At 67.6% G+C, this 23,826-nt stretch carries 21 protein-coding genes; 1 reads left to right on the top strand and 20 read right to left on the bottom strand.

Annotated elements, in window-relative coordinates:
* Positions 1-11: 11 nt before the first annotated feature.
* From rfbB to DB354_RS05355, 15 genes are all read right to left on the bottom strand, one after another.
* Positions 12-1,076, bottom strand: coding sequence for a dTDP-glucose 4,6-dehydratase (rfbB, locus tag DB354_RS05425; protein WP_107834428.1), 1,065 nt, complete (start codon positions 1,074-1,076; stop codon positions 12-14).
* A gap of 43 nt (positions 1,077-1,119) precedes the next feature.
* Positions 1,120-1,509, bottom strand: a complete 390-nt coding sequence (locus DB354_RS05420; protein WP_107834427.1) for a GxxExxY protein — start codon at positions 1,507-1,509, stop codon at positions 1,120-1,122.
* Positions 1,510-1,557: 48 nt separating this feature from the next.
* Positions 1,558-2,430 (bottom strand): sugar nucleotide-binding protein, encoded by an 873-nt coding sequence (locus DB354_RS05415; protein ID WP_107834426.1) that lies wholly within the window; start codon positions 2,428-2,430, stop codon positions 1,558-1,560.
* Between the two features lie 129 nt (positions 2,431-2,559).
* The gene (locus DB354_RS05410; RefSeq protein WP_107834425.1) at positions 2,560-3,351 is read right to left on the bottom strand and encodes a glycosyltransferase family 2 protein; all 792 of its coding nucleotides are present in this window, start codon (positions 3,349-3,351) and stop codon (positions 2,560-2,562) included.
* 5 nt (positions 3,352-3,356) lie between these two features.
* Positions 3,357-4,430 (bottom strand): NAD-dependent epimerase/dehydratase family protein, encoded by a 1,074-nt coding sequence (locus tag DB354_RS05405; protein WP_107834424.1) that lies wholly within the window; start codon positions 4,428-4,430, stop codon positions 3,357-3,359.
* A 145-nt stretch (positions 4,431-4,575) separates the two neighbouring features.
* Positions 4,576-5,253 (bottom strand): hypothetical protein, encoded by a 678-nt coding sequence (locus tag DB354_RS05400; RefSeq protein ID WP_107834423.1) that lies wholly within the window; start codon positions 5,251-5,253, stop codon positions 4,576-4,578.
* Positions 5,254-5,396: 143 nt separating this feature from the next.
* Complete coding sequence (gene rph, locus DB354_RS05395) at positions 5,397-6,158, bottom strand: ribonuclease PH (protein WP_107834422.1); 762 nt, start codon at positions 6,156-6,158, stop codon at positions 5,397-5,399.
* A 46-nt stretch (positions 6,159-6,204) separates the two neighbouring features.
* The gene (gene hprK, locus DB354_RS05390; RefSeq protein ID WP_107834421.1) at positions 6,205-7,209 is read right to left on the bottom strand and encodes an HPr(Ser) kinase/phosphatase; all 1,005 of its coding nucleotides are present in this window, start codon (positions 7,207-7,209) and stop codon (positions 6,205-6,207) included.
* Between the two features lie 74 nt (positions 7,210-7,283).
* A complete protein-coding gene (gene lptB / locus DB354_RS05385) occupies positions 7,284-8,021 on the bottom strand; it encodes an LPS export ABC transporter ATP-binding protein (RefSeq protein WP_107834420.1) in 738 nt (245 codons plus the stop codon).
* On the bottom strand, positions 8,018-8,599 hold the full coding sequence (locus DB354_RS05380) for an LptA/OstA family protein (RefSeq protein ID WP_107834419.1): 582 nt from the start codon (positions 8,597-8,599) through the stop codon (positions 8,018-8,020). The genes lptB and DB354_RS05380 overlap by 4 nt, the downstream gene beginning before the upstream one ends.
* A complete protein-coding gene (locus DB354_RS05375) occupies positions 8,596-9,081 on the bottom strand; it encodes a hypothetical protein (RefSeq protein WP_107834418.1) in 486 nt (161 codons plus the stop codon). Before DB354_RS05375 ends, DB354_RS05380 begins: the two co-directional genes overlap by 4 nt.
* Complete coding sequence (locus DB354_RS05370) at positions 9,078-9,653, bottom strand: HAD-IIIA family hydrolase (RefSeq protein ID WP_107834417.1); 576 nt, start codon at positions 9,651-9,653, stop codon at positions 9,078-9,080. The genes DB354_RS05375 and DB354_RS05370 overlap by 4 nt, the downstream gene beginning before the upstream one ends.
* A 63-nt stretch (positions 9,654-9,716) precedes the next feature.
* Positions 9,717-11,750 carry an alpha-ketoacid dehydrogenase subunit alpha/beta gene (locus DB354_RS05365; RefSeq protein WP_107834416.1) on the bottom strand — a complete coding sequence of 678 codons (2,034 nt, stop codon included), beginning with the start codon at positions 11,748-11,750 and terminating at the stop codon, positions 9,717-9,719.
* A 100-nt stretch (positions 11,751-11,850) separates the two neighbouring features.
* Entirely contained in the window at positions 11,851-13,716 is a 1,866-nt protein-coding gene (locus tag DB354_RS05360) for a matrixin family metalloprotease (RefSeq protein WP_107834415.1), read from the bottom strand.
* Entirely contained in the window at positions 13,713-14,318 is a 606-nt protein-coding gene (locus tag DB354_RS05355; protein ID WP_107834414.1) for a hypothetical protein, read from the bottom strand. Before DB354_RS05355 ends, DB354_RS05360 begins: the two co-directional genes overlap by 4 nt.
* A gap of 136 nt (positions 14,319-14,454) precedes the next feature.
* Here DB354_RS05355 and DB354_RS05350 point away from each other — a divergent pair, with 136 nt between their 5' ends.
* Positions 14,455-15,072, top strand: a complete 618-nt coding sequence (locus DB354_RS05350) for an HNH endonuclease (protein ID WP_107834413.1) — start codon at positions 14,455-14,457, stop codon at positions 15,070-15,072.
* Between the two features lie 473 nt (positions 15,073-15,545).
* Here the strand turns inward: DB354_RS05350 and DB354_RS05345 are convergent, their stop codons facing one another.
* From DB354_RS05345 to glnD, 5 genes are all read right to left on the bottom strand, one after another.
* The gene (locus DB354_RS05345) at positions 15,546-16,064 is read right to left on the bottom strand and encodes an ACT domain-containing protein (protein ID WP_107834681.1); all 519 of its coding nucleotides are present in this window, start codon (positions 16,062-16,064) and stop codon (positions 15,546-15,548) included.
* A gap of 960 nt (positions 16,065-17,024) precedes the next feature.
* On the bottom strand, positions 17,025-17,267 hold the full coding sequence (locus tag DB354_RS05340; protein ID WP_107834412.1) for a hypothetical protein: 243 nt from the start codon (positions 17,265-17,267) through the stop codon (positions 17,025-17,027).
* On the bottom strand, positions 17,264-19,021 hold the full coding sequence (locus tag DB354_RS05335) for a GAF domain-containing protein (RefSeq protein ID WP_107834411.1): 1,758 nt from the start codon (positions 19,019-19,021) through the stop codon (positions 17,264-17,266). The genes DB354_RS05340 and DB354_RS05335 overlap by 4 nt, the downstream gene beginning before the upstream one ends.
* Positions 19,022-19,087: 66 nt before the next feature.
* Positions 19,088-20,767: a hypothetical protein gene (locus DB354_RS05330; RefSeq protein WP_107834410.1), complete on the bottom strand. Its 1,680-nt coding sequence runs from the start codon at positions 20,765-20,767 to the stop codon at positions 19,088-19,090.
* Positions 20,768-20,885: 118 nt separating this feature from the next.
* Positions 20,886-23,780, bottom strand: a complete 2,895-nt coding sequence (gene glnD / locus DB354_RS05325) for a [protein-PII] uridylyltransferase (RefSeq protein ID WP_107834409.1) — start codon at positions 23,778-23,780, stop codon at positions 20,886-20,888.
* Positions 23,781-23,826: the final 46 nt, after the last annotated feature.

The following is a 23,826-nucleotide window of genomic DNA, read 5'->3' as shown; positions in this document are numbered from 1 at the left end:
GGCGCAGCCGATCAGGCGACGCCAAGGCGCTCGCGGGCGTAGGAACGCGCGGTGATCTCCGCGGCCCAGGCGCGGTGATTCAGGTACCAGTCGACGGTTTTCTCGATGCCGCTGGCGAAGGATTCTTTCGGGGCCCAGCCGAGCTCGCGCTGGAGCTTCGCGCAATCGATCGAATAGCGGCGGTCGTGGCCGGGGCGGTCGGCCACGTGCGTGATCTGGGTGGTGTAGCTCTGGCCGTCGGCGCGCGGGGACTTGCGGTCGAGCAGCGCGCAGATGCGCTGCACGATCTCGATGTTCGGCTGCTCGTTGAGCCCGCCGATGTTGTAGGTCTCGCCCACGCGGCCCTGGCGCAGCACGAGCCAGATGGCGGCGGCGTGGTCCTCGACGTAGAGCCAGTCGCGGATCTGCTGGCCATCGCCGTACACCGGCAGCGGTTTGCCCTCGAGGGCGTTGAGGATCATCAGCGGGATCAGCTTCTCGGGAAAGTGGTACGGCCCGTAGTTGTTCGAGCAGTTCGTCGTCAGCGTCGGCAGGTGAAACGTGTGCTGGTACGAGCGGACCAGGTGATCGCTTGCGGCCTTGGACGCCGCGTACGGCGAGTTGGGCGCGAACGGCGTCTCCTCGGTGAAGGCCGGATCCTTGGGCCCCAGCGTGCCGTAGACCTCGTCGGTCGAGACGTGCAGGAAGCGGAACGCGTCCTTCTTGGCGGTGGGCAGCTTGGTCCAGTAGAGCCGCGTGGCATTCAGGAGGCGCAGCGTGCCGACGACGTTGGTCTGGACGAACGGTTCGGGCGAATCGATGGAGCGATCGACGTGCGACTCGGCCGCGAAGTTCACGACGGCGTCGATCTGGTGCTCGGCGAGGAGCCGGCTGACGAGCTCGGTGTCGCCGATGCTGCCGTGGGCGAAGACGTACCGCGGATCCGACGCGAGATCCGCCAGGTTGGCGGGGTTGCCGGCGTACGTCAGCGCGTCGAGGTTGACGATCCGCGTGACCGCGGACCCGCGTTCGAGCAACCGCTGACGAATGAAGTTCGACCCAATAAACCCACATCCACCGGTGACGAGAAGTTGCATGTTGAAGAGGGGAAACCGCGAAAGGCGCGAAAGGACGCGAAAATCAGGGGTGGGTGAGCACGAGACGCTCCCACTGAAGTTGAGGGTATGCCCCGAAGTTCACCAGCAGGGCAAGCTGCAGCTTTGCGACCTTGAGGTAGTTGAGCACCTGGGCTCGGTGTTCATCGGCCAGCGTCCTCACCGCTTTCAGCTCGACCAGGATCTTGCCGAAACAAACGAGGTTGGGAGTAAAGCTGTGCCGCAGCGGCTGCCCCCGGTGGGTGATCTGAAAGTTGCGCTGGGCTTCGTAAGGCACGGCGCTGTGCTCAAGCTCGATCTCCAGTGAGTCCTGATACACCGCCTCTGCGAAGCCGTGTCCCTTTTCTCGATAGACCGCGAAACACGCACCGATGATCTGGTATGCTTCCTCGCGGTACAGGAGCGGGTCGGGCATGATTTTCGCGTCGTTTCGCGCCTTTCGCGGTTCCTGTCTGGAAACTAGTCAGGGAGTCGCCTGCCAGTTGCGGAGGGCGGCGGAAACGGCATCGCGGACGGGGGTGAGGGAGATGCCGGCGCGGGCGAGCTTGGTGGAGTCCATCACGCAGTTGGAGCGCGGGGTCTTCGCGGCGACGTGCATGAACTCGTCCTCGCTCTTGAAGAAGACGAAGTCCTTGCGGCTGACGCCGCTTTGGCGAATCAGCTCGACCACCTCGTGCGTGGTGATGGCGCCGGGGTTGGTCACGTTGTACGTGCCGAACGGAATGCGCTTCTCCCAGCAGGCAAAGGTGGCGGCGACGAACTCCTCGAGCTGCGAAATCGAATTGGTGGCCTCAAGCAGCTTCGGGTAGCGCAGGAGCTTCGTCAGGTAGTTGCGCGGATTGTCGATGGCGTTGAACGGGATCCGCAGCCGCCAGACGTACACCTGCGGCTTGCCGGCGAGGACCTCCTCACCGAGCGCCTTGGTGCCGCTGTAGAAGGAGCAGTGGTTGGTGCGGAACGTGAAGTTCGGCGTGTCCTCCTCGGTGAACCCGGAGCCGTCGGGCCGTGCGCCGCTGTAGATGCAGCCAGAGGAAACATGGCCCCACGGCACGCCCGCCTCGGCGCAGGCCTCGGCGATCGTGCCCGGGAGGACGGCGTTACCGAACAGGCACTCGGCCTTGTGCAGCTCGCAGGCGTCGACGTTGGGTTTGCCCGTGTAGCCGGCGGCATTGATCAGAAACTCCGGCCGGTCGCGGCGCAGCGCCTCCACCAGTGTCGCGCGCTGGGTGTAGTCGAGCTCCGCGCGGCGGAGATTACGAAAGGGGATTCCCTTGCGCTGCAGGAGCGCCTGGTAGGCCTGGCCGACGTATCCGGAACCTCCGAGCAGGTAGATCATTGAAAGGATAGGCGTTGAGTAAGGAAGGAGCGGAAAAGGGAAAGCATCGAGTCAACTGGCGGGCGTGCCCGGAACAAGGGCATTCTGAGCCGCGCCCACGGGCGAGCACCGCGCTACTCGCGCCGACGCTCAACGGACGGCGGTGGTCGGAGGCAGCGGGGCGGCGACGGCCTTGCGCCGGTAATCGCCGCGGCTGAAGTACTTCTCGAGCCACACGTAGGCGCAGATGAAGAAGTACCGGCTGCCCATCTCCTTGATCTTCAACTTCGCGACGCCGTACTTGCGGTTGCGCCAGGAGATCGGAGTGACGGTGAAGGAGTAGCCGCGGACGATCGCCTTGAGCGGGATCTCGACGGTGAGGTTGAAATGCGGGGCCAGGTAGGGGCGGCAGCCATCGATCACGGTGCGCCGATAGGCCTTGAAGGCGTTGGTCGTGTCGTTGAGCGGAATGTGAAAGCCGACGCGCACCAGAAAGTTGGCGAGCCGGTTCACGAACAGCTTCACCCGCGGGTAATCGATCACGCGCCCGCCCGGGACGAAGCGGCTGCCGAAGGCGCAGTCGTAGCCCTCGTTGAGCAATCGCCAGTATTTGACGGCGTCCGCGGGGTCGTCGGAGGCGTCGGCCATCATGATCACGACGGCATCCCCCTGGCTGTGGTCGAGGCCGAAGACGACGGCGCGGCCGAAGCCGTTTTCGCCCGTGTTGCGGACGGGCGCGAGGGTGGGGATCGTTTTTTTCAGGTCCTGCAGCACGGCCCAGGTGCGGTCCTTGCTGCCGTCGTCCACCACGACGATCTCGTGGGGGATGCCCGCGGCGGTGAAGGCGCGGTGAATGTCACCGAGCGTGGCGGGGAGGGACTCCTCCTCGTCGCGTGCGGGGATGACGACGGAGAACAGGTTGAGCAGGGGCGCGGCGGACATGCGGATCAGAGCGGTGCGGAAAGATCGAGCCAGCCGGGGTGCTGGCGGGCATGGGCGGCAATCTCGTCGAGGATGGCGGCCGTGGGTGTCGCCGGCTGCCATTTCCAGAGCTGGCGGGCCTTGGCGGAGTCGAGGACCATCCACGGAATGTCGAAAACGCGCGGGGTGGCGTCGGCACCGACGGTGTGCGGACCGAGGTGGGCGGCGCACCAATCGCTGAGCTGCCGCAGGGACGTGGCGGACGCGATGCCGCCGGAGAAATTGGCGATGCGGTCGGCGGCCGCGAGTTTCGGCGCGGCGAGCTGTTGATCCAGGACGGGCAGCAAGTCGCGCGGGTGCAGGCAGTCGCGCACCTGGTGACCGGTGCCGCCGAAGCCGATGTAGCGGAGCGGGCGGCGCTGGAGCCAGCTGTTGATCCAGTAGGCGAAAATGCCCTGGTCCGGGCGGCCAAACTGGCCGGCGCCGGCGAGGACGCCGCAGCGGTTGATGAAGACCGGCAGCCCGAAGGTCTCGCCGTATTCGAGGGCGAGCGCCTCGCTGGCAAGCTTGGTTGCGCCGTAGAGCGAAATGGGGGCCTGGGTGGAGAATCCCTCGCTGACCCCCTCGGCGGACACACCCGGCGGCAGGGCGGCGCCGGGGCGCGGCCGAAACGCGCCGCCCTGCGCCTCGATCGGGAGGTTCGCGAGCGGCGCGATGGCGTAGACGCGGCTGGTGCTGAGGAGGACGAACCCCGCGCGGTGCGCCTTGCAGAACTCAAGCATGTTCACCGTGCCGACGAGGTTGTGCTCGACGAGCTGGCGCGAACTCGTGCGCCCGTCGACGCCGGCGAGCACGCTCGGGTTGGCCGCGGCGTCGATGACCCAGTCGACGGGCGGGGTGGACTCGAGATCGCTGGCGGCGCGGAGATCGGCGTGGAGCAGTCTGACGCCGAGCCGCTTCAGCTCTTCGCGGTTCGCCTCGCTGCCGGGACGGATGAAGTTGTCGAGGCCGACGAGTTGGTGACCGCGGCCGGATTCAACGAATGCGCGGGCCAGGGTACTGCCGACGAAACCACAAACGCCGGTGATGAGGATGCGCATTGGGGGGACAATGGGAGTTTTCGCGGGAGCGGAAAGGGTGTTTTTGCCGGCGAACGAGGGCGCCCTCCGAGCGATCGCGGGAGGCGATGCGACGGTTTGCGACGCGCGCGAGCACCCGGCACGCGGCGTGGCGGCGGCTCAGCGCTCAGCCACCCGAAGGGGTGCCGGTCGGAGCCGGGGCGGCAGGCTGGCCGGGGGCGGGCGCGACGGGAATCGGGGCGTTGGCCGTGGCCGTCGGAGTCGCCCCGGCGGTTGAGGACGTCTCCGTCGACTGACCGGCGGCGGCCTTGCGGCGGGCCTCCTCGTAGGCGCGGCGCTGGGCCATGCCGATCTCGAGCAGGTCGCTCACGAGCATGCGCGCCTCCTCCTCCTGGCGGGCCTGGGAAAGCTGGCTGACCGGCGGCGGAGGCGGCAGTGCGGTGGCGGGAGCCTGCGGCGCAGGAAGCGCCGCGGCGCCTACTGGGGCCCCTGTGGCCGGCGCCGCGGCCACGGCCGCGCTGCGCAAGGCGAGGGTCTTCTCCACGCCGTTGTGGCGGACAACCACCTGGTTGTGAGCCTCATCATACCTGAGGACGGTGACGCCTCCCGCGGTGGCGCCGGTCGCGACCCAGAAGCTGCGGCGCTGTTGCGTGTCGTACAGGTTGATCATCGCCTTCTTGCCCACCGTGGTCACGCCGGCGAACTCGAGTCCCTCGACGCTCGCCACGGCGCGCGTCCCCTTGCTCTGGTTGAAGGGCGACTCCTGGGGCGCTTGAGCCGAGGCGAAGCTGGCCGCCACGAGGCAAACCGCGACCGAGCAAAGGATACGGGGAACGGTGGACATGGGTTGGGAGACGATGGTCGGCCCGGAAAGCTACGTCAAATGTGCCGGGCCTTCCCCCCGGACAACCGCGGCAGTCGGGAGTGCCCGGCGACCCGCCCGCCGCGCCCGGGTTCACGCGGCGCGGCGACGCGGTGGCGGGGACCTTACAGCTTGAGGTTGCCGAGCAACTGCTTCGTCAGGAACGCAGTCTGCATGGCCCCGAGATCCTTGATGCCCTTCTGGGCGAGGGCGACGAGGGCGTCGAGCTGGGTCTGGGAGAAGGTGGATTCCTCGCCGCTGCCCTGGACTTCGACGAACTGGCCGCGGCCGGTCATGACGATGTTGAAGTCAACCTCGGCGTCCTTGTCCTCGATGTAATTCAGGTCGAGCAGTTCGCGTCCGCCGCACAGGCCGACGCTGACCGCGGCGACGGAATCGGAGATCGGGTTTTCGGCGAGCCGCTTTTCGTCGAGCAGCTTCTGGATGGCGAGACGGGCCGCCAGGTAGGCGCCCGTGATCGAGGCGGTGCGCGTCCCGCCGTCGGCCTGCAGGACGTCGCAGTCGATCCAGAGCGTGTTCTGGCCCAGCTTCTGGAGGTCGATGACGGCGCGGAGCGAGCGGCCGATGAGGCGCTGGATCTCGATCGTGCGGCCGTCGATCTTGCCGCGCGTGCTGTCGCGCTGCTTCCGGTCGAGCGTCGAGTAAGGGAGCATCGAGTATTCCGCGGTCAGCCAGCCGCCCGGGACCTTCTGCTGCTTCATCCAGAGCGGGACGTTGGGCTCGACCATCACCGCGCAGATCACGCGGGTGTTGCCGAACGAAGCCAGCACGGAGCCGGTGGCGTTGGGCGCGATGTTGGGCTCAAAATGGATGGGCCGGAGTTGGGACGGCTGACGGCCGTCCACGCGCGCGGGGAGGTTGGACATGAAGACGAAGTGTCGGCCGGGGCCGGGGGCGACGCCAAACAAAAACTCAACCCGGCGAGCGCTCCTCGCGGTCGACCGGTTTGATCTTGGTCGGCGCGGGTGCGTTGGCCTGGGTGGTCATGAACGCGATCAGGCGGTCGTTGAAATCGCGCGCCGGATCGTGGCCCATCTTCTTCAACGCGAGGGTAAGCGCGGCGACCTCGACGAGGCGGGCGATGTCGCGGCCGGGGCGGACGTAGAGCTCGATGTGCGGCAGCTTGATGCCGAGGATCTCGTAGAAATTCTCCTCGAGGCCGGTGCGCTCTTCGACGACGTCGGGCGTCCATTCCTTCAGCGACACCACCATGTCGATGCGCTTCTCGAGGCGGACCGATTTGATGCCGAACATTTCGCTGACGTTGATGATGCCGATGCCGCGGCACTCCATGTAGCCGCGATTGAGCGGGCGGCTCGAGGCCATGAGCTCACGCTCGTCGAGCAGCTTGATGACGGTGAGGTCGTCCGAGACGAGCGAGTGGCCGCGCTCGATGAGGGCCAGGGCGCACTCGCTTTTGCCGACGCCGGAGTCGCCGCGGAGCATGACGCCGACGCCCTTGATATCGAGGGTGGTGGCGTGCTCGGTGCCGGCCGGAGCGAACTCGTTGTCGATCGCGAGCGTCGCCAGGTTGATCCAGTTCATCGTGATCATGGGCGTGCGCATGATCGGCAGCTTCATCTCGGCGGCGACGGCGAGCATCGGATGCGTCGGATTGTAATTCCGCGTGAGGACGATGCAGGGGATGCCACGGCGAACCATCTGGTCGAGAATCTGGACCTGCTGCTGCTGCGTGAGCGTCTTCATGTAGGTCATCTCGGCGGCGCCGAGGACCTGGATGCGCTTGTTCGCGAAATATTTGAAGAACCCGGTGAGCGCGAGGGCGGGACGGTTGATGCTGCCCTCGTGGATGAGCCGGTGCATGCCCGGCTCGCCGGTCACCAGCTCGAGCTTCAGCTTTTCCTTATACGATTCGAAGAAGTGGGCGACCGTGATGCCGTGGATCGATTTTTGCATGGGTTTCGGCAGGGGTTCGAAGCCGCCACGAAGCGGTGGCGCGCGCGGGGAGCGAAGAGGGGCGGGCGGGCGGCCTAGAGGTTGAAGCTTTCGCCGAGGTAGAACTTCCGGGCTTGTTCGTCGCGGATGAGGAAGTCGCCGGTGCCCTCGGTGAGCACCTTGCCCTGGTGAATGAGGTAGGCGCGGTCGACGATGCGGAGCGTCTCGCGGACGTTGTGGTCGGTGACGACGACGCCGATGCCGCGGGACTTCAGCTGGAGGATCATCTTCTGCACCTCGGCGACGGAGATGGGGTCGATCGCCGCGAAGGGCTCATCCATGAGGAGGAACTTCGGCTGGGCGACCAGGGCGCGGGCGATCTCCAGCCGGCGCCGTTCGCCGCCGGAGAGCGTGTAGGCCTTCTGGCGGGTGACGTGCGTGAGGTGGAGCTCCGAAAGGTGGGCCTCGACGCGGGCGCGGCGCTCGCGCTTCGGCACGCCGATGGCCTCGACGATCGCGAGGATGTTCTCCTCGACCGTGAGCTTGCGGAAGACGGAGGCCTCCTGCGGCAGGTAGCCGATGCCGCGGCGGGCGCGCTCGTGCATCCGCAGCGGCGTGATGTCCTGGCCGTCGAGCGCGACGCGGCCGGCGGTGGCGCCGATCAGGCCGACGATCATGTAGAACGTCGTGGTCTTGCCGGCGCCGTTGGGCCCGAGGAGCCCGACAATCTCGCCGGCGCGGAACGTGAGGTTCACGCCGTTCACGACGGTGCGCTGGCCAAAGGTTTTGACCAGGTCCGAGGTGTGGATTTCCGAGACGACGGGCTGGCTCATTTCTGCGGCGTCGGCGCCTTCCCGGCGTTGTTGGTGTCGGCGGCCTTCTTCTTCTCGGGCGCCTTGTCGTAGCCGAGGTCCTTCAGCGGCGGGAGCGTGATGCGGGTGTGGCCCTGGATGGACGCGCGACGTTCGCCGCGGTGGAGTTCCATCACGGGGCCATCGGCGACGTAGGAGCCATCAAGCGTGCGGATGCGCGGGTTGCCGGTGAGGACGACCTTGTCGTCGCCGGGGAACACCTCGGCGCGTTCGCAGGTGGCCTCGCGGTCGTTCTGCAGGATGCGCACGTGGCCGGTGGCGACGAGCGACTTGAACTTCTCCTGGGTGCCGAAGGTGGCCTTGGTGTCGCCGGTGCGCGGGGCGACGACGACGAGCTGGTCGCACATCAGCTTCATGTTGGTGGCGGTCACCACCACGTTCTGGCGAAACGTGAACGTGGTCTCCACCTCGGTGCTGACCATGTCGGACCGGTCGGCCTCGATGACGGTCGGCGTGGTCGGGGCGTCGGCGGCGCGGAGGACCGACCCGGCGAGAAGGGCGGAGATAAACAGGCCGGAGGCGCGGAGGAACCGGTTCATTTCAGGATGTCGTTCAATTGGGCTTGGAAGGTAACGCGCACGTCGCGGGCGATGGAAACCTTTTTGGTCCCGCCGATCATCTCGAAGGTCCAGTCGCGGCCGAGGACCTCGATGTCGTCGTGGATCAGCCGCACGGTGTCCTTGCCGGTCGCCCGGTTGGTGCGGGGAAAGAAGGAGGCCTGCGGGCTCAGGAGGACGGATTCGACGCGCTCGCTGGCATCACCGCTGAACGCGACGGCGCTGAAGCCGGTGACGTCGATCTGGTCCTTGCTGATGACGCGGGCCAGGGAGCCGCGGAGCGTGAGCTGTCGGTAACCTTCCTTGTCGGTGAAAATCGGGAGCGTCCACCCCACGGCCGGGCCGGCCTCGATCGCGGCAGCGTTGGCCGGGGCCGACTTCGGGCTCGCGGCCGGCGGCGTCGCGCCAAAGGCCACGGCGCTCGCCAGCGCCGCCAGGCCCGGGAGAAGGAGGCGTGGCGTCATTTCCGGTTGGTCTGTGCGCGCTGCTGGCGGTTCCCCACTCGGGGCAACCGGGCGGTCAGGATGTGATCGCACACCTCGCGCACTGCGCCCAGCCCGGCCGGGCGCTGGGTGAGATACGTGGCCGCTTCCTGCGCCGCGGGCATCGCGCCGGGAGGGGCAATGCCGACACCGGCCCACGCGATCGCGGGCGCGTCAATCACATCATCGCCCATGTAGGCGCAGTTCGCCGCCTTGAGCCCGAGTTCGTCCGCCAATTCGAGCAGCGCGGTGAGCTTGTCGGTGCGGCCCTGCATCAGGAACGGAATCTCAAGCTCCCGGGCGCGGCGGGTGGTGGCCTTCGACGGACGCCCGCTGATCCACGCCACGGCCACGCCGGCGCGCCCGAGCTGGCGCAGGCCCATGCCATCAAGAATGGAGAACGACTTTGCCTCGGTGCCGTCGGAAGAGATCAGGACGGTCCCGTCGGTGAGCACGCCATCGACATCCATCGCGAACAGGCGGACGCGCGCCCAATCGGCGCGGGCAGGCGCCGCGGCGGCGGAGCGGGAGGCGGAGCGTTTCGGGGAGGCCATGGACTTCGGTTCGCTCTTGGTGGCTGAAGTTGGGCAATCCGCAATCGTGAAGGCGCCGGGCGCTTACTGCATCCAGGCGGCGATGCGCTCGACGATCGCGTCCTTAGTCGGCCGGTAAACGGCCTCCAGTTCGGGCGCGAACGGAACCGGGAGGTCGAGGGCGGCGATGCGGAGCGGGGCGGCCTTGAGCGCGCTGAAATGCTGCTCGGTGAGGCGGGCGACGAGTTCGGCGCCGAAGCCGTGGGTGCGGCGGCCCTCGTGGAGGACGATGAGCCGGCCGGTCCGGGCGAGCGACGCCTCGATCGCGTCGAGCCGCAGGGGCGACAGCGCGCGCAGGTCGAAGAGGTCGAAGGCGAGCTCGTATTCCTCGCGCAGGTACGCGGCGGCGTCGGTCGCGACATGGACCATCTCGCCGTAGGTGACGAAGGTCGCGTAGTCGCCGCGCGCCACCTGGCGGGGTTGCCAGACCTCGCGGTAGGCGGGATCCCAGGCGACAGTGGCCTTGCCGCGGCGGTAGAGGCCCTTGTGCTCGAAGAGCAGCACGGGGTTGTTGTCCTCGTAGGCGGCGAGCAGGGCGTTGAAGGCGTCCTGCGGCGTGCTTGGGTACAGCGCCTTGAGCCCCGGCATGGCCAGGAAGAACGATTCGAGTTCCTGGGAGTGGAACGAACCGAAGGTGAGTCCGCCGCCGGCGGGCAGGCGGAAGACGAGCGGGCAGGACGCGCCGGAGCGGAAGTGCATCGTCGCGGCATTCTGCGTGATCTGCGTCGTCGCCTCGGTGGAGAAGTCGGCGAACTGGAATTCCTCGATCGGGCGGTGGCCGTTCAACGCGAGTCCGATCGCGTAGCCGGTGCAGGCGCTCTCGGCCAGGGGCGTGTTGAACACGCGGGGGCGGCCGAACTCCTTGAGCAGGCCGTCCGTCACCTTGAACGCGCCGCCGTAGGTGCCGATGTCCTGGCCCATGACGAGCGATTCGGGGCGCTCGGTGAGGATCTTGCGCAGGCCGAGATTGACCGCCTGGGCGAGGTTCAACTGGGCGGGCTCGGCCGGCGTGGGCTGCCAGGGCAGCAGCGCCGACTCCGGCGCGAAAAGGTCGGCCTCCATGTTGCCGGGCGTCGGCCGCGGCGTGCCGAGCGCGACCTGCACGCAGGCTTCGAGATGGGCGTTGAGTTCCGCTTCGAGCGCCTCGACGCGGGCCGCGCCGACGGCCGCGACCACGCGCGCGCGCAGCTTGGGCAGCGGGTCCCGCGCGAAGAAGCCGTCACTCTCGCCGGGCAGAAGGTAATCGCAGGTGTCGTAGGCCGCGTGGCCGCGGAGCCGCAGCGTGTGCGCCTCGATCAGCACGGGGCGGGAGGTCGCGCGGACCTTTTCGATCGTGGCGGCGAGCGTGCACGCCCAGGCCTCGGGGTCGGTCGCGTCGGCGGCGAAACCCTCGATGCCGTAGCCGGCGGCGCGGCGCCACAGCTCGGTGCCGGCGGCGAACTGCTCGCAAACGGGCGTCGAGTACGCGTAGCCGTTATTCTCGATCACGAACACCACCGGCAGCGACAGCAGCGAGGCGAGGTTGAGCGTCTCGTGGATGTCGCCCGTGCTCGAACCGCCGTCGCCGAAGAGCGCGAAACCCACGGCCTTCCGGCCCTGGCGGCGCTGGGAATCCGTCGCGCCCGCGACGTTGGAGAGCATCGTGCCGAGGTGGCTGATCATCGGCAGCGAGCGGTGCGCGGGATCGCCGTGGTGGATGTTGCCCTCGCGCGCCTTGGTCGGGCTGCCCGCGTTGGCGAAATACTGGTTGAGGTGCTCGCAGAGGTGGCCGCTCCAGATCAGGTGGCCGCCGAGGTCGCGGTGCGTGAAGGAGACGACGTCGGTGGCCTTGTCGGCGAGGAGCGCCAGCGGGACGATCAGGCCCTCGTTGCCCTGCCCGCCGGTGACGGTGCCGCGGATCAGGCCCTGGCGGAACAGCTCGAGAATCCGGTTATCGGCCGCCCGCGACAGGTGCATCCAGGCATAGATCTTCAGGAGGGCTTCGGCACGCTGGGTCTCAAGCTCGGCCGCGGTCAGGGAACGCGCGGCGAGGACGGTGGGAGAGGATGGGAAGGCCATGAACGGGCGCCACGCTGAGGACCCACGGCAGGCCGGGCAAGCCGCCTGTGCGGGCAGGCGCAAACGACCGGCGACGGCGCGGCCGCCGCCGGTATTTCGGTCACAGATTCAGCTCGTAAATCTCGATCAGCGCGTTGCCGGACGGACTGTTGTCGCCGCCGTTGTCGTTGCCCGAAGCCATCGCGGTGTACTGGCCGGGAGCGAGCGTCACGAGCATCGAGGACTCCCGGCGATTGCCCGCGTTCTCCAGATCGAAGGCGAAGGCGTACGCGGCCGCCGCCGCCGCCTTCAGAGAGGGCTGGGTGGCGGACGGCGAATCCCAGTCATCGGTTTCGCGGATCAGGGTGTCGCCGCTGCCGTCGTCGTTGTGCCGGTAGAGCTTCAGGTACGGATCGTACAGGGTGTCGGTCACACCGAGTTTCGATGCGAGGGTCGGCCCCGCGAGCCGGATCAGGTAGGTGCGGGGCGCGGTGCCGCTGACGACGAAGCCGGCGACCATCACGTTGTTGCCGGTGCTGACGTAGCCGCGCGTGGACAGGTTGTAGAACCGACTGGAGGTGGCGGTCTTGGTCGTGTCGGCATCGTAGGCTTCGAAGAGGACGGTGCCCAAGCCGCTGCTCGGGCTGGTGGCCACGGCGGTGTAGGCGCCGGGCGGCAGAGAAACCAGCAGCACGGCGTCGCGGGAGCCTTCCTGCAGCGGGAACCCGTACACTTGGCCGGTGGTGGTCCGGATCTCGGCGGCGTTGGCGGCCTGACTCCAGATCGCCGTGCTCGTGGCGAGGATCGCGCCGGTGGTCTGGTTGACGAGGGTGAGCTTGGGATCGCTCAGCGGATTGGAGATGCCAAATCGCGGGTCGGCGAGGGTGGGCCCGACGGCCCGAAGCAGGATCCGCTTGTTGTCGGTGCCGGAGATCACGAACCCGACGGTCAGCGGGTTGGTGGCGGAGCCGTTGAGCGCGCGGGTGGAAAGGTTGAACAGGCAGGTGTTCTTATCGAGGGTGACCGGCGTGACGGCGACGTTCACGGCGTTGCTGTTTACGGTGCCGTTGGGCGTCTGGATTTGGACGTAGTAGCTGCCGGCATCGAGGAGTTGCAGGGTGCCGAAGCTGAGCGTGCCGGTGTTTACGGTGAACAGGGGCTCGTACGCCGACGCGCCCGAGGCCTTGAAGTACCAACGGTAGTTGAGGAACAGCGATTTCTCGGGCGGGGTGGTGCTGCCGTTGAGGCCGAAGGTAAGGGCGACGGAGCTGCCGACGGCGCCGCTTTGGGCGGTCGGCTGAAGCGTGATGTTGGAGGCGGGCAGCGCGGAGGCGGCGGGATAGAGGTAGTTGGCGCCGCTGCGGTCGTCGGTCTGCAGCCCGGCGACATTGCTCACCGTGCTGTTCATCAGAGCCGTCACGTTCTGGTTGGCCTGGTCGGGATGATCGAGGCCGATGACGTGGCCGAGCTCGTGCAGGAGCACCCGGCGGAAATCGAGCGGGTTGGAGCGGATCACGCCGGAGTAGGAGTTCCATGTCCGGTTCTTGTTAATGATCAGGTCGGCTTCGGTGATCTGGGGCGTGGGCAGGCCGTAGTCGTCGTAGTAGTTCACGAGTGTTACGCCCAGCGTGGTGCTGTCGAACGCATCACCATAGATCGTGGTGGCGAACAGCACGCTGTTGATGCCGTCGTACATCTCCGCGGCGGACGAGGTGGACGTCGTGCTGGTCAGCTGGCTCCGGATCATCTCGGCGTTCCAGGCGGCGAGCGACTGCTGGGCGATCGTGTTCCAACTGGTGGAGCCATCCTGCAGCGGCATGGTCACCGCCGGCGCGGTGGCGTCGAGTTGCAGGCGCATCGGGATCGAGCCGTTCTTCCAGGAACCGCCAAGCGAGGTGTAGGCGTAAACGTCGACCGCGCCGGCGAGACCGGCGAAGAGCGCCGCGGCGAGGCTCGCGGACCGGAGGGAAGAGGAGAGGGCGCTCATTTCTGGGAGGCGGTCTGGGAGTTGGAGACGGCGGCGATGATGCGGGACTCGAAGTCCTCGCGCGTCATGGCCGCGCTGGAGGAGAGGGCGGCGGTGCTGTGATCGAGCGGGGCGGCGATCTCGGCGGTCGAGGCCAGTGGCGCGTGGTTCTCGCGCGCGACGTGTTCGACCTTGGTGGCGGGATCGGTCTCGAGCCGGTACCGACCGTGGCCGGCGGCGATGAGCGGGCAGATCACACGGCCGTTGTCGCCGACGAAGACGATCTCGCGGTCACCGACACTGAACGTCGGCATGCCGACGACCTTGAGCGTGCGCCGGCCGACCTTGCCGCCGAGGAACTGGAGCGTCACCTCGTCCTCGGTCGTGCCCTTGAGCGTCCGCTCCACCTTGAACGTGACGTAGGTCTTGATCGCGGTGCCCTGGGACGTCTCGACGGTCTTGGCCTCGACTTTCGTGACCACGCCGCGGACGACGACGTTGGCCTTGGCGACCAGTTCGTCGAACGTGGGGGGGACGACCGTGAGCGCGTGGGCGGCGCCTGCGGCCAGAACCAGGACGGAAGCGGCGAGCAGTCGCCGCACGGCAAGGATAGGGAAACGCATGGAGGGTGAGACGTGAAAATTCAGGACGAGTCGCGGCGATAATTTCCCGCCGGCCGTGATTCGCAATACGATTGCTGGGCCACTTGGCCGTACCCTTGACACTCCGGCGGTCCCGCGGTTATTGGCCTGCCCCCGTATGCAAACGGCGCTCGAACAACCGGTGCTCGTTTTGAACCGCCTATGGCAGGCGGTGAACGTGATTGGCGCCCGGCGCGCCTTTGCCCTGTTGGCCCGGGGGCACGCTCAAGTTGTTCACCACCACGAAGATGATTTTCGTACGTTCTCGATGCTGGATTGGATCGATTTCTCGGTCCACAACCCGCCGGTCGAGCAGATGGAGATGGTGCGGACGCCCACGCGGACGATCCGGCTGCCGCGCGTGATCCTGCTGACGTTTTTCGACAAGCTGCCGTGCAAGGAACTGAAGCTCACGCGCAACAACGTCTTCGAGCGCGACAAGAACACCTGCCAGTACTGCGCCCGCGTGCTGCCGCGCGAGGAGCTCAACCTCGATCACGTGATCCCGCGCGACAACGGCGGGAAGACGACGTGGGAGAATATCGTCTGCTCGTGCGTGAAGTGTAACACCCGCAAGGCCAACCGGCTGCCGCACGAGGCCGGCATGCGCCTGATCCGCAAGCCCCAGCGCCCGAAGTGGCGCCCCGTCATCTCCCTCGTCCTCGGCAACCAGCAGCACGAGGTGTGGAAGGACTTCCTCGACGTCGCCTACTGGAACGTGGAACTGGAGGAGTGACCGGCGGCGGCGCGGACGCGCCGCCGGAGTCCCAGGTTAGGAGGTTACAGGTTAGGAGGTTCCAGGTTGGAAGGTTCCGGGGCGGAGACCTCGTGTCGTGGCAGTGAGCCATCGTTCATTCACGAAGTCGTTCTCGCTCTCTCACCCCGAGCGCGCGACCAGCGGGCCGCGGCGTCGACCAATCGTCGGGCACCGCGAGAAACGCGCCAACCTAGTCGGATGGCGCGGGCGAGCGCCGCAGGAGCCCCTGGTCCGGACAACGAGGGCAGGAGGCTGCAATTATAATCACCCTGTGGTGAGGCGCTTGGAATAATGTCCAGATACTCGGCGGAATAATGTCCGGATACTCCGGAATAATGTCCGGATACTGGCGGCGCGACGCGGCCAGGAGCGACCGGGCCGAAGCCCCGGCGGCGGGGAGAAAGAGGAAGAGGATGAGAAAGAGTAAGACCGCGCCGGCCACTTGGGCCGGCTTAGTCGACCTTCACGTCGACCATCAGGTCGGACGCGATCTTCTCCAGGTCGGCGCGCACGGCGGACATCTTGGCGGTGGGCGGGACGAACACAGTCGCCTTGGCGCGGAAGAGAGTGCCGCCGTCCATCGGCGCGTTGACGCGCTCGGAGGCGAGTTCCTCGACGTTGAGTCCGTGGGCGGCGAAGACGCCGGACACGCTGCGCAGAATGCCGGGGCGGTCGTGACCGACGATCTCGACGTGGACGAGGGGGCGATCAACGGGAGCGGTCGTGGCGCCGCCTTCGGCGTGCATGATCACGCGCAGGCCGTCGACTTCGAGGGTGCGGAGCGCGTTCACCAGCTCGTCGCGGCGGTCGGTGGAGACCTCAACGCGCAGGATGCCGGCGAATTGTCCGCCGAGCCGGCACATCCGGCTCTCGAGCCAGTTGCCGCCGTGATCGGCGACGCGCGTGGCCACCATCTGCACCAAGCCGGGCCGGTCGGCCCCGATCACCGTCATCACGAGGGTTGCGAGCATGCCGCGAAGCTGATCAGCCCCCTGCCGCTCCGCAACCCGGTAGTTGGCCTCCGCGGCGACCACCGCACACGACGCCCCCACGGAACTCCCGCGAACCCCCTCAAGGGTGATCTCCCAACCCATCTTTCTCGTTCTCCCCATCCGCAAAAATCCGTGCCGTTAGAACCGCGAACGCTCGCGAACCGAGCCGCGAAAATCCGCGGTCCTCGGCCACGCGCACGCATTCTCTCCTTCCTCCCGCCCACCGCAGATTCTCGCACCCCTTCGCGCCTTTCGCGGTGCTCCTGCTGGTGTCCGCAATGCACCCCGAAACGCGGAAGAGGCTTAGCCACGAATGCACACGAATGAACACGAAGGAAGACCGCTGACGAGGTGGCGGATAGGGATGCCTGGTCATTCGTGTCCATTGGTGTCCATTCGTGGTTAATCCCCCCCTTCTGGTAAGCCGGTGTCGCCGCCCCGTCATCCCGCCCCTCGAAATCGCCGGAAGAAAGAACCGCGAACGGCCGCGAACCGAGCCCGCGAAAACCCGCGGTCCTCTGCCACCGCTCACGCATTCCCATCTCGCTCCCGCCGACCGCAGATTTTCGCGCCCCTTCGCGCCTTTCGCGGTGCTCCTTCTGCTGTCGACCGCAATGCACCCCGAAACGCGGAAGTAGTACAGCCACGGATGAAACAGGTGATCGGCGTCGGGGTAGCGGTCCGATGATTCGTGTCCCCTCGAGTCCATTAGTGGTTACTCCCCTTCTGAAAAGCCGGTGTTGCCGCACCACCGTGCCGATCCGCAAGATTGTCGGAGAGAAACCGCGAACGCCCGCGAACCGAGCCCGCGAAGACACCAGGTGGTCGACGCTGCGCGGCGTCTGCACCACTCGCGATCGCCTGCCCCTGATTTTCGCGCCCCTTCGCGTCTTTCGCGGTCCGCCTTCTTCTTCCGCGGTTCTTCTTCCGCGGTCTTCCTCAGTGGTGTTGGCGGACCACCACGAGCAGGATCATGCCGAGGAAGATATCACCGAGGCCGGTCAGAATGCGCATCGGGAGGGGCAGCCGGGGCAGCGCGGTGAGCACCACGATGCCGGCGGCGATGAGGACGAAGCTGAGGACGATCAGCGTCCGCCGCTGCCGAATACGTCTGCGGGCGAGCTCCGCGTCGGCAGCCGGCGCGGGGGAGGGCGAGGGTGGGGTGGAAGGAGAGGCGGTCATTTGGCGAGCGGCAGCGTGATCCGCATGGTTGTGCCGGCGGGACCGGTGTCGTGCAGCGCGATGTCGCCGTGGTGCGAGGCCAGGATGCGCTTGGCGATGCCCAGGCCCAGACCGGTCCCGTCGGGCCGCCCGGAGAGGAACGAGTCGAAGATCCGGTCGCGGATCGCCTCGGGCACGCCGCGCCCCGTATCGACGATGTCGATGCGGGCGAGCTTCGTCCCCGCGCGCTCCTCGGGCCCGACACGGATCGTGATCGAGCCGCCCTCGGGCATGGCGTGCGTCGCGTTCAGGAGCAGGTTGAGCAGCACCTGCTGGATCTGGCCCTTGTGGGCGTCGACGAAGAGCGGGCGGGCGGGCGGCTCGAAGCGCAGCGCGACCTTGCTCTGCGCCAGCTTGAGCCGGACGAGCACAAGCGTGTCGCCGATGATGTCGGTGAGGGAGACGCGCGCGTGGAGGCTGGAGGGCGCCTGGGCAAAGTTGAGCACGCGGCCGACGATCGCCTCGAGCTGGTCGAGCTTTTCGCTGATCACGCGCATGTCGGTGTGGCGCGGGTCGCCGGGGGCGAAGTCCAGACCGAGGCCGCCGTGGAGCAGCTTGAGCACGGTGAGCGGATTGCGGATCTCGTGCGCGATCTCCGCCGCGAGCAGCCCGAGCGTGGTGAGGCGCTCGTTCTTGCGCAGCACGTCCTCGCTCTCGAACACGCGCGCGTAGAGGCGCGCGTTCTGCAGCGCTACCGCGCCGAGGCTGGCGAGCGCGGCGCTCAGGCGCTTGTCGTCGTTGTCGAAGCGCCGGATCCGGTCGGTGAACACCACGATCACGCCGAGCACTTCGCCCTCGAACAGCATCGGCGTGATCAGCGCCGAGGTCAGCGTGGCGTCGGGCGGCAGGTCGGCGAGTTCGCGGAAGTCCGGCGTCTGCACATCGGCAAACGTCACCGCGCGGCGCGTGTGGATCGCGGCCGCCACCATGCAGGAGTCGAGCGGCAGCGGCGTCGTGGACAACGTCAGCGCGCGCGGTCCGCTCCACGCGGCGAGCCGGACGGTGTCGGCGGTGGCGTCGTACAGGTGCAGTGCGCAGGCGCAGCCGCAGAGCATGTCGCGCGCCTCGCGGGCGAGGGTGTCGAAGAGCTCCTGCTGCTCGAGCTTGGTGACAAGTGACTGGCCGGCCGAGATGAGGGACTCGAGCTGGCGCGCCTTGCCCTGGAGGTGGCGAACCTGCCAGAGGCGTTGCAGCACGCGTGCAGCCTCACCGGCCAGCTGCACCAGCGCGGTGAGGTCGCCGGGCGCAAAGCCGTCGACCTGGTTGCTCTCGAGATCGACCACGCCCACCACGCCGTCCTCGTCGAGCATCGGCGCCGCCATCTCGCAACACGTCGCGGCGCGGACCGCGATGTAGCGCGGCTCCGTGGCGACGTTGCGCACGAGCAGCGGGCGGCGATTGAGCACGCACCAGCCGGTGACGCCGTGGCCGAGCTTCAGGCCCGGAAGGTCGCGGGGGGCGGCGCCTCCCACCTGCACCTCGGTTTCGAGCCGGCCGGTGTCGGGGCTGATGAGGGCGATCGACCCGGCATCGGCGCGGAACAGGGTGACGAAAAGATCAAGCAGCTCGCGCAGCGCAAACTCGGGGTCGTCGGTGCGGGCGGCCAGCGAGGCGATCTGGTACAGCGCCGGGAGCACGCGGGGATCGGCGCTGGCGGGCGGCGGCGGAGCGCCGGTGGGCGAGGAGGTGGGAGTGGGCGGCCGGTTGTGGTCCACGGCCCGGAGTTATGCGAGCCGGCCGAGCCTTGGCCAACGCGAAAGTCGTGCCCGGGAGCGCGGGACCTAGCGGACCGGCTTCGCGTCAATCAACAGCCGCCACTCCGCGTCGTTGAGCGGAAACGGCTGCGGCACGTACTCGGCGCGGTTGATCGCGACTGCCGCCGGGCGCGGATCGTCGCGCCGTACGAGATAGAAGCGCGCGGTGCGAAACCACCCGGCGGGATGCACCTCCGAGAAGGGGTGCGCGACATCGGGCGGATAGTCGGCCGTGGAGGCATGGCGCGGCACTTCATCGATGCGGAAATCGACCGACGAGCCACGGATGTAGGCGCCGAAGCCGGCGAGATCGCCCGAGCCTTTGCCTTCGTGCCGCGCGTAATAGGGGTACAGGTGCCAGCCCACGAAACCGAAGGGCGCGTGGGAAAGCTCATCGGGGCGCATCCACCCGGCGCGCAACGCGCGTTCGAGCACCACGCCCGCCGCCGCGCGTTCGTCGATGGCTTGCTTGGTCTTGCTGGTGACGACCACCGCGCTGATGACCAGGGCGCCGAGCGTCGCCAGGGCGGCCGCTCGCGCCCAACGGGGCGTGGCGTTCGCGCGGTCGTGGAGCCCGGAATGGGCGACGACTCCGGCGACCGCGAAGAGCACCGCATCGATGAGGTAGTAGTCCCAGAGCTGCGCCTTCACGCTGGCCAGCCCGGCGGCCGCGAGCGCCGCGCCGGCGAAGCGGAACTCCAGCCGCGGGGCGGCGACCGCCCAGCCGAGCGCACCGAGCGCAACCAGCGCCCGGAGAAAGGGCGTCGCGCCGCCGTGGTCGAAAAGCGGGTGCTCGAACGAGAGCCCGCTCGCGTTCCCGACCAGCGGCAAGGTTCCCAGCAGGATCAATCCGACGATGACCCCCGCCCCCCGCTCCAGGCGCGTTCGCTGCCGCGTCAGGCGTTGCCCCGCGAGCCACAAGACGAGCCCTGCGATGCCCGTGCCCACGCCCATCACCCAGAATGCCGTCAATAGATGGCTGACGAGCAGGCTGAGCGTCACGGCACCCAGAATGTGGTCGGTGATCGCGCGCTGTGCCGTGGTGACGTGGGCGTACCGTGTCACGCCCCACCACCACGCCGCGCCGAGCGCCAGCACGACGAGTGCGGACGCGAAGCCTGGCCGGCCTTTTCGGCCAACGGCGCGGCCGGCGACCTCCAGCATTGGAAACACGAGCCAGACGATCGCGCTTTGGCGACTCCCCAGGGCCACCGCGAAGGCGATGAAGAAGCCGAGCCACGCGCGCCGGGCCGCGTACGCGATCGTCGCCAGGAGCGCCGGCAGGTAGATGACCATCGCCGTGAACTCCGCCTGCTTCCACAGCGCGGTCGGGAAAGTCAGGATCGCCAGCGCGATGCCGACAGCCAGCGGGGTGGATCGCGTGGCGTGCTGGACGAAGCGGGCGGCGAAGAAGCCCGATGCGACTGCCGCCGCGACCTGCAGGCCCTGCACGGCAAAGGTGAAACTGCCGGTCAGCCGGTATAGCGCGGCCGCCGCGCCGGTGAGTGACAGGGCCCAGGGTTCGAGGAACTCGTCGGTCCAGATCCGCCCGCGCTGGAGCGTTTCTACGATCGAGCGCAGGTACGCGAAGTCATCGTTGAGCGCGACCACCCCCTGCGGCAGGTACGCGAACAGGAACGCGCCGAACAATGCCGCCGTGCCCAGGCATGCCCAGGGCCAAGTGCGGGAATTCGGGGCGGCGATCATGCCGCCCGTTCAGCCAGACGCTTGGCTGCGGTCAAACGTAAACCCCGGCCATATCAGCATGAATCGTCCAACGCAGCGCGGAGCGCGACCGCGCTGCGCCGGTCGCCGCCCTGCCGGCTTAGCGGCCGCCTGCCTTGGCTGGCGCCACGGTCTTGGGCGCGGTTGCGCCCGTCGCCGTCGCCCCTTTTGCCGCGCCAGCGGCTTCGGCCGGCGTGTCCGCGGCGGCCGGCGTGATGATCTCCTTCAGCGCGTCGCGCAGCGCATGCAGCCGGCGTTCGTCCTCCACGGGGGCGTCGTTCACGTCCTCGATGTAGAAGGTGTCGATCGCCATGCCGCGCTCGGTGCCGATGCGGGCGAAGGTGATGTCGAAGCTGTGATCGGAGATCGTCTTCGCCAGGCGGAACAGCAGGCCGATCTGATCCCGCGCCTGCACCTCGACGATCGTCCGTTGCATCGAGAGCTCGTGGTAAACCTCCACGGTCGGAGGAAACGAGCTCTGCAGCGCGTCGTGGTTGGCGGCGGTGGAAAGGTAGCGGGTGGACGCCAGGCGCTTCGCCTGCGCAAGGATCTCCGGCAGGAGATCGCGGTTGGCCACCAGCGCCTCCTCGATCGTCTTGGCGAACTTCTCCTGGGCGACGGCGCTCTGCACCGGACCGCGGCCGGGCTCGACGACGTAGAATGTGTCGATCGCGATGTGGTCGGTGCGCGAGATGACCTTCGCGCCGAGAATGCTCAAACCGGCGACGCTGAACGCGCCCGCGAGTTTGTAGAAGAGGCCGGCGCGGTCCCAGGTGACGACGTTGACCACGGTCAGGGAGCGGTTGAGGTCGTCGTTCCACTCGATGATCGGACGCAGCGAACCGACCGAGTCCGCTGAGGTGATCGACTGCAGCAGGCGGTTCACCATCTGGATGTGCACCGCGATTTCGGCCGGGTCGGTCTGCACGAAGTACCGGTCGGGCAGCAGGCTGAAATGGGCGTTGATCTCGTCCGCGCTGATCCCGGGGATCTTCTTCGTGATGAGTTCCTGTTGGGTCATTTTCTTCTTCTCCTGCATCGAGGCGTCGACGGCCTGGCCGTGCTTCAGACGCTCGAACGTCGATCGGTAGAGGGTGGTGTGCAGCGTGTCCTTGTAGCTGTTCCACAGGTCGACGGAAGTCGCCCGGGCGTCACAGAACGTGTGCACGTAGAGGTGGCGGAGGTGTTCCGCGGTACCGACGAGGTCGGCGAAAGCAATGGCAGTCTGGGGGTCATCGACGTCCCGCTTCTGCCAGAATCGTGCCATCGCGAGATGATTTTTGATGACGAAAGCGATGAGTTCACGGTGCTCCGGCGCGACCCCGAGCCGCTCGAGAATGGGCAGGGAAATCCTGACGCCCGCGTCGGCATGGCCCCGGATGCCCTCGGCCTTGCCGATGTCGTGCAATAGGAGCGTCAGATAGAGCAGGGAGGCGTCCTCCGTCTCGTGCAGCGCAGCGCGATACTTCAGCGTGATCGGCTCGGCCTCGGTGTAGATGCGGTCGAGTTCGCGGATCGCGTTCAACGTGTGCACGTCGGCCGTGTACCGGTGATAGAACTCGTGCTGGACGAGGCACGTAAGCCCGTCGAACTCGGGAATGAACCGGGCGAGCACGCCGAGCTCGTGCATCTTCGAGACCACGGGAAACACGGCGCCGCGCTCCGACAGGATGGCGCGGAAGGAGAGGTTGGCGTCGGGCGAGTGGACGACCTCGCGGGTGAGCAGGGGCAGGGAGGAGCGGATGAGCTCGGCGAGGTGAAACTCGAGCGGGGCCTCGAGCTGCTGGCTGTGGCGGAACACCCGCAGCAGGCGGATGGGGTCCTCGCGGAAGACCTCGGGCTTTTCGGCGACCAGTTCGCGGCCGCGCAGGACGAACCCGTCGAGGCGCTTGGTCTTCTGGAAACGGGAGGCGAGGAGGGACTCGCGGAACGAGCGGCCGGCGGCGGCGTTGGCGTTGCGGCCGATGCTTAGCGCGAGCCGGTCCTCGACGAGCTTGGAAACGCGATAAATGGTCTGCGCGGACTTATAGTAGTCCTGCATGAAATGCTCCACGCGCACGAGCCGCTCGGCGTCGTTGTAGGCGAGCCGCTCCGCGAGCATCACCTGCTGGTCCAGACTCATCATGTCGGTCGCGCGGTTGGACATGAAGTGCAGCTCGTTGCGGACGCGGAGCAGGAAGTCGTACGCGCGGCGGAAGGCGGCGAGGTCGTCGACGCGAAGGTAGTTCTGCGCGGCGAGCTCGTTGATGGAGGTGATGTCGAGCTTCACCCGGGCCATCCACACGGCGTTCTGGTAATCGCGCAGGCCGCCGACGCCGTTCTTGATATCGGGCTCCTGGTTGAAAACCGTGTTGGCGAACTTGGCGCGGCGCGCGGCCTGGTCGTCGAGACGGGACTCGATGTAGCCCTTGGGATCCTCGCTGATGTAGTAGCTGCGGTACGCCTGAGAGAACGTGGCGTAAACCTTCTCGGAGCCGGCGATGAACCGCGCCTCGAGCAGCGCGGTCTTGGTCTGGATATCCTTCCGCGCCTCGGCGAACGCGTCGTCGATGGTGCGCGTCGAATGGCCGACCTTCAGGCCGCAATCCCAGAGGACGTAGAGGATCTCGTTGGTAAGGTGCTCCTGGAGCGGCTTCGCCTCCTCGACCGGGGTCTTGGTGGGAAACAGGAACATCACGTCGACGTCGCTCCACGGCGACAGCTCGCCGCGGCCGTAGCCGCCCAGCGCGACGAGGGCGACCGGGGTGGGGACGCTGTCCGGCAGCCGGGCGTAGGACTTGATCGCGTAGTTGAAGAGGCTGCGCAGGAGCTCGTCGATGGTCGCGGCGCGTTCGTGGCAGATCTGCAGCCCTGAGCCGCCGGCCTCGTGACGGCTGCGCAGCGCGGCCGTCTCGGTCTTGAGAAACTCCTTGCAGGCAGCGAGACGCGTGGCGACGGCGACGTCGCCGTCGAACCTCAGGTGTTCGCTGGCATGCTGGTGGATATCGGCGGACATGGGGGAACGCGCGAGTGAACGGTATTCCCCGCCCCGCGCAAACCAC

Origin of the sequence: Opitutus sp. ER46 (assembly GCF_003054705.1) — a bacterium.
Taxonomy (GTDB): domain Bacteria; phylum Verrucomicrobiota; class Verrucomicrobiia; order Opitutales; family Opitutaceae; genus ER46.
The sequence above is the reverse complement of the archived record's forward strand: the minus strand, read 5'-3'. Positions and strand labels throughout refer to the sequence as shown.

Coding starts and splice junctions, on each gene's coding strand:
- rfbB (WP_107834428.1), bottom strand. CDS start 1,076: ATGCAACTTCTCGTCACCGGTGGATGTGGGTTTATTGGGTCGAACTTC.
- DB354_RS05420 (WP_107834427.1), bottom strand. CDS start 1,509: ATGCCCGACCCGCTCCTGTACCGCGAGGAAGCATACCAGATCATCGGT.
- DB354_RS05415 (WP_107834426.1), bottom strand. CDS start 2,430: ATGATCTACCTGCTCGGAGGTTCCGGATACGTCGGCCAGGCCTACCAG.
- DB354_RS05410 (WP_107834425.1), bottom strand. CDS start 3,351: ATGTCCGCCGCGCCCCTGCTCAACCTGTTCTCCGTCGTCATCCCCGCA.
- DB354_RS05405 (WP_107834424.1), bottom strand. CDS start 4,430: ATGCGCATCCTCATCACCGGCGTTTGTGGTTTCGTCGGCAGTACCCTG.
- DB354_RS05400 (WP_107834423.1), bottom strand. CDS start 5,253: ATGTCCACCGTTCCCCGTATCCTTTGCTCGGTCGCGGTTTGCCTCGTG.
- rph (WP_107834422.1), bottom strand. CDS start 6,158: ATGTCCAACCTCCCCGCGCGCGTGGACGGCCGTCAGCCGTCCCAACTC.
- hprK (WP_107834421.1), bottom strand. CDS start 7,209: ATGCAAAAATCGATCCACGGCATCACGGTCGCCCACTTCTTCGAATCG.
- lptB (WP_107834420.1), bottom strand. CDS start 8,021: ATGAGCCAGCCCGTCGTCTCGGAAATCCACACCTCGGACCTGGTCAAA.
- DB354_RS05380 (WP_107834419.1), bottom strand. CDS start 8,599: ATGAACCGGTTCCTCCGCGCCTCCGGCCTGTTTATCTCCGCCCTTCTC.
- DB354_RS05375 (WP_107834418.1), bottom strand. CDS start 9,081: ATGACGCCACGCCTCCTTCTCCCGGGCCTGGCGGCGCTGGCGAGCGCC.
- DB354_RS05370 (WP_107834417.1), bottom strand. CDS start 9,653: ATGGCCTCCCCGAAACGCTCCGCCTCCCGCTCCGCCGCCGCGGCGCCT.
- DB354_RS05365 (WP_107834416.1), bottom strand. CDS start 11,750: ATGGCCTTCCCATCCTCTCCCACCGTCCTCGCCGCGCGTTCCCTGACC.
- DB354_RS05360 (WP_107834415.1), bottom strand. CDS start 13,716: ATGAGCGCCCTCTCCTCTTCCCTCCGGTCCGCGAGCCTCGCCGCGGCG.
- DB354_RS05355 (WP_107834414.1), bottom strand. CDS start 14,318: ATGCGTTTCCCTATCCTTGCCGTGCGGCGACTGCTCGCCGCTTCCGTC.
- DB354_RS05350 (WP_107834413.1), top strand. CDS start 14,455: ATGCAAACGGCGCTCGAACAACCGGTGCTCGTTTTGAACCGCCTATGG.
- DB354_RS05345 (WP_107834681.1), bottom strand. CDS start 16,064: ATGCTCGCAACCCTCGTGATGACGGTGATCGGGGCCGACCGGCCCGGC.
- DB354_RS05340 (WP_107834412.1), bottom strand. CDS start 17,267: ATGACCGCCTCTCCTTCCACCCCACCCTCGCCCTCCCCCGCGCCGGCT.
- DB354_RS05330 (WP_107834410.1), bottom strand. CDS start 20,767: ATGATCGCCGCCCCGAATTCCCGCACTTGGCCCTGGGCATGCCTGGGC.
- glnD (WP_107834409.1), bottom strand. CDS start 23,780: ATGTCCGCCGATATCCACCAGCATGCCAGCGAACACCTGAGGTTCGAC.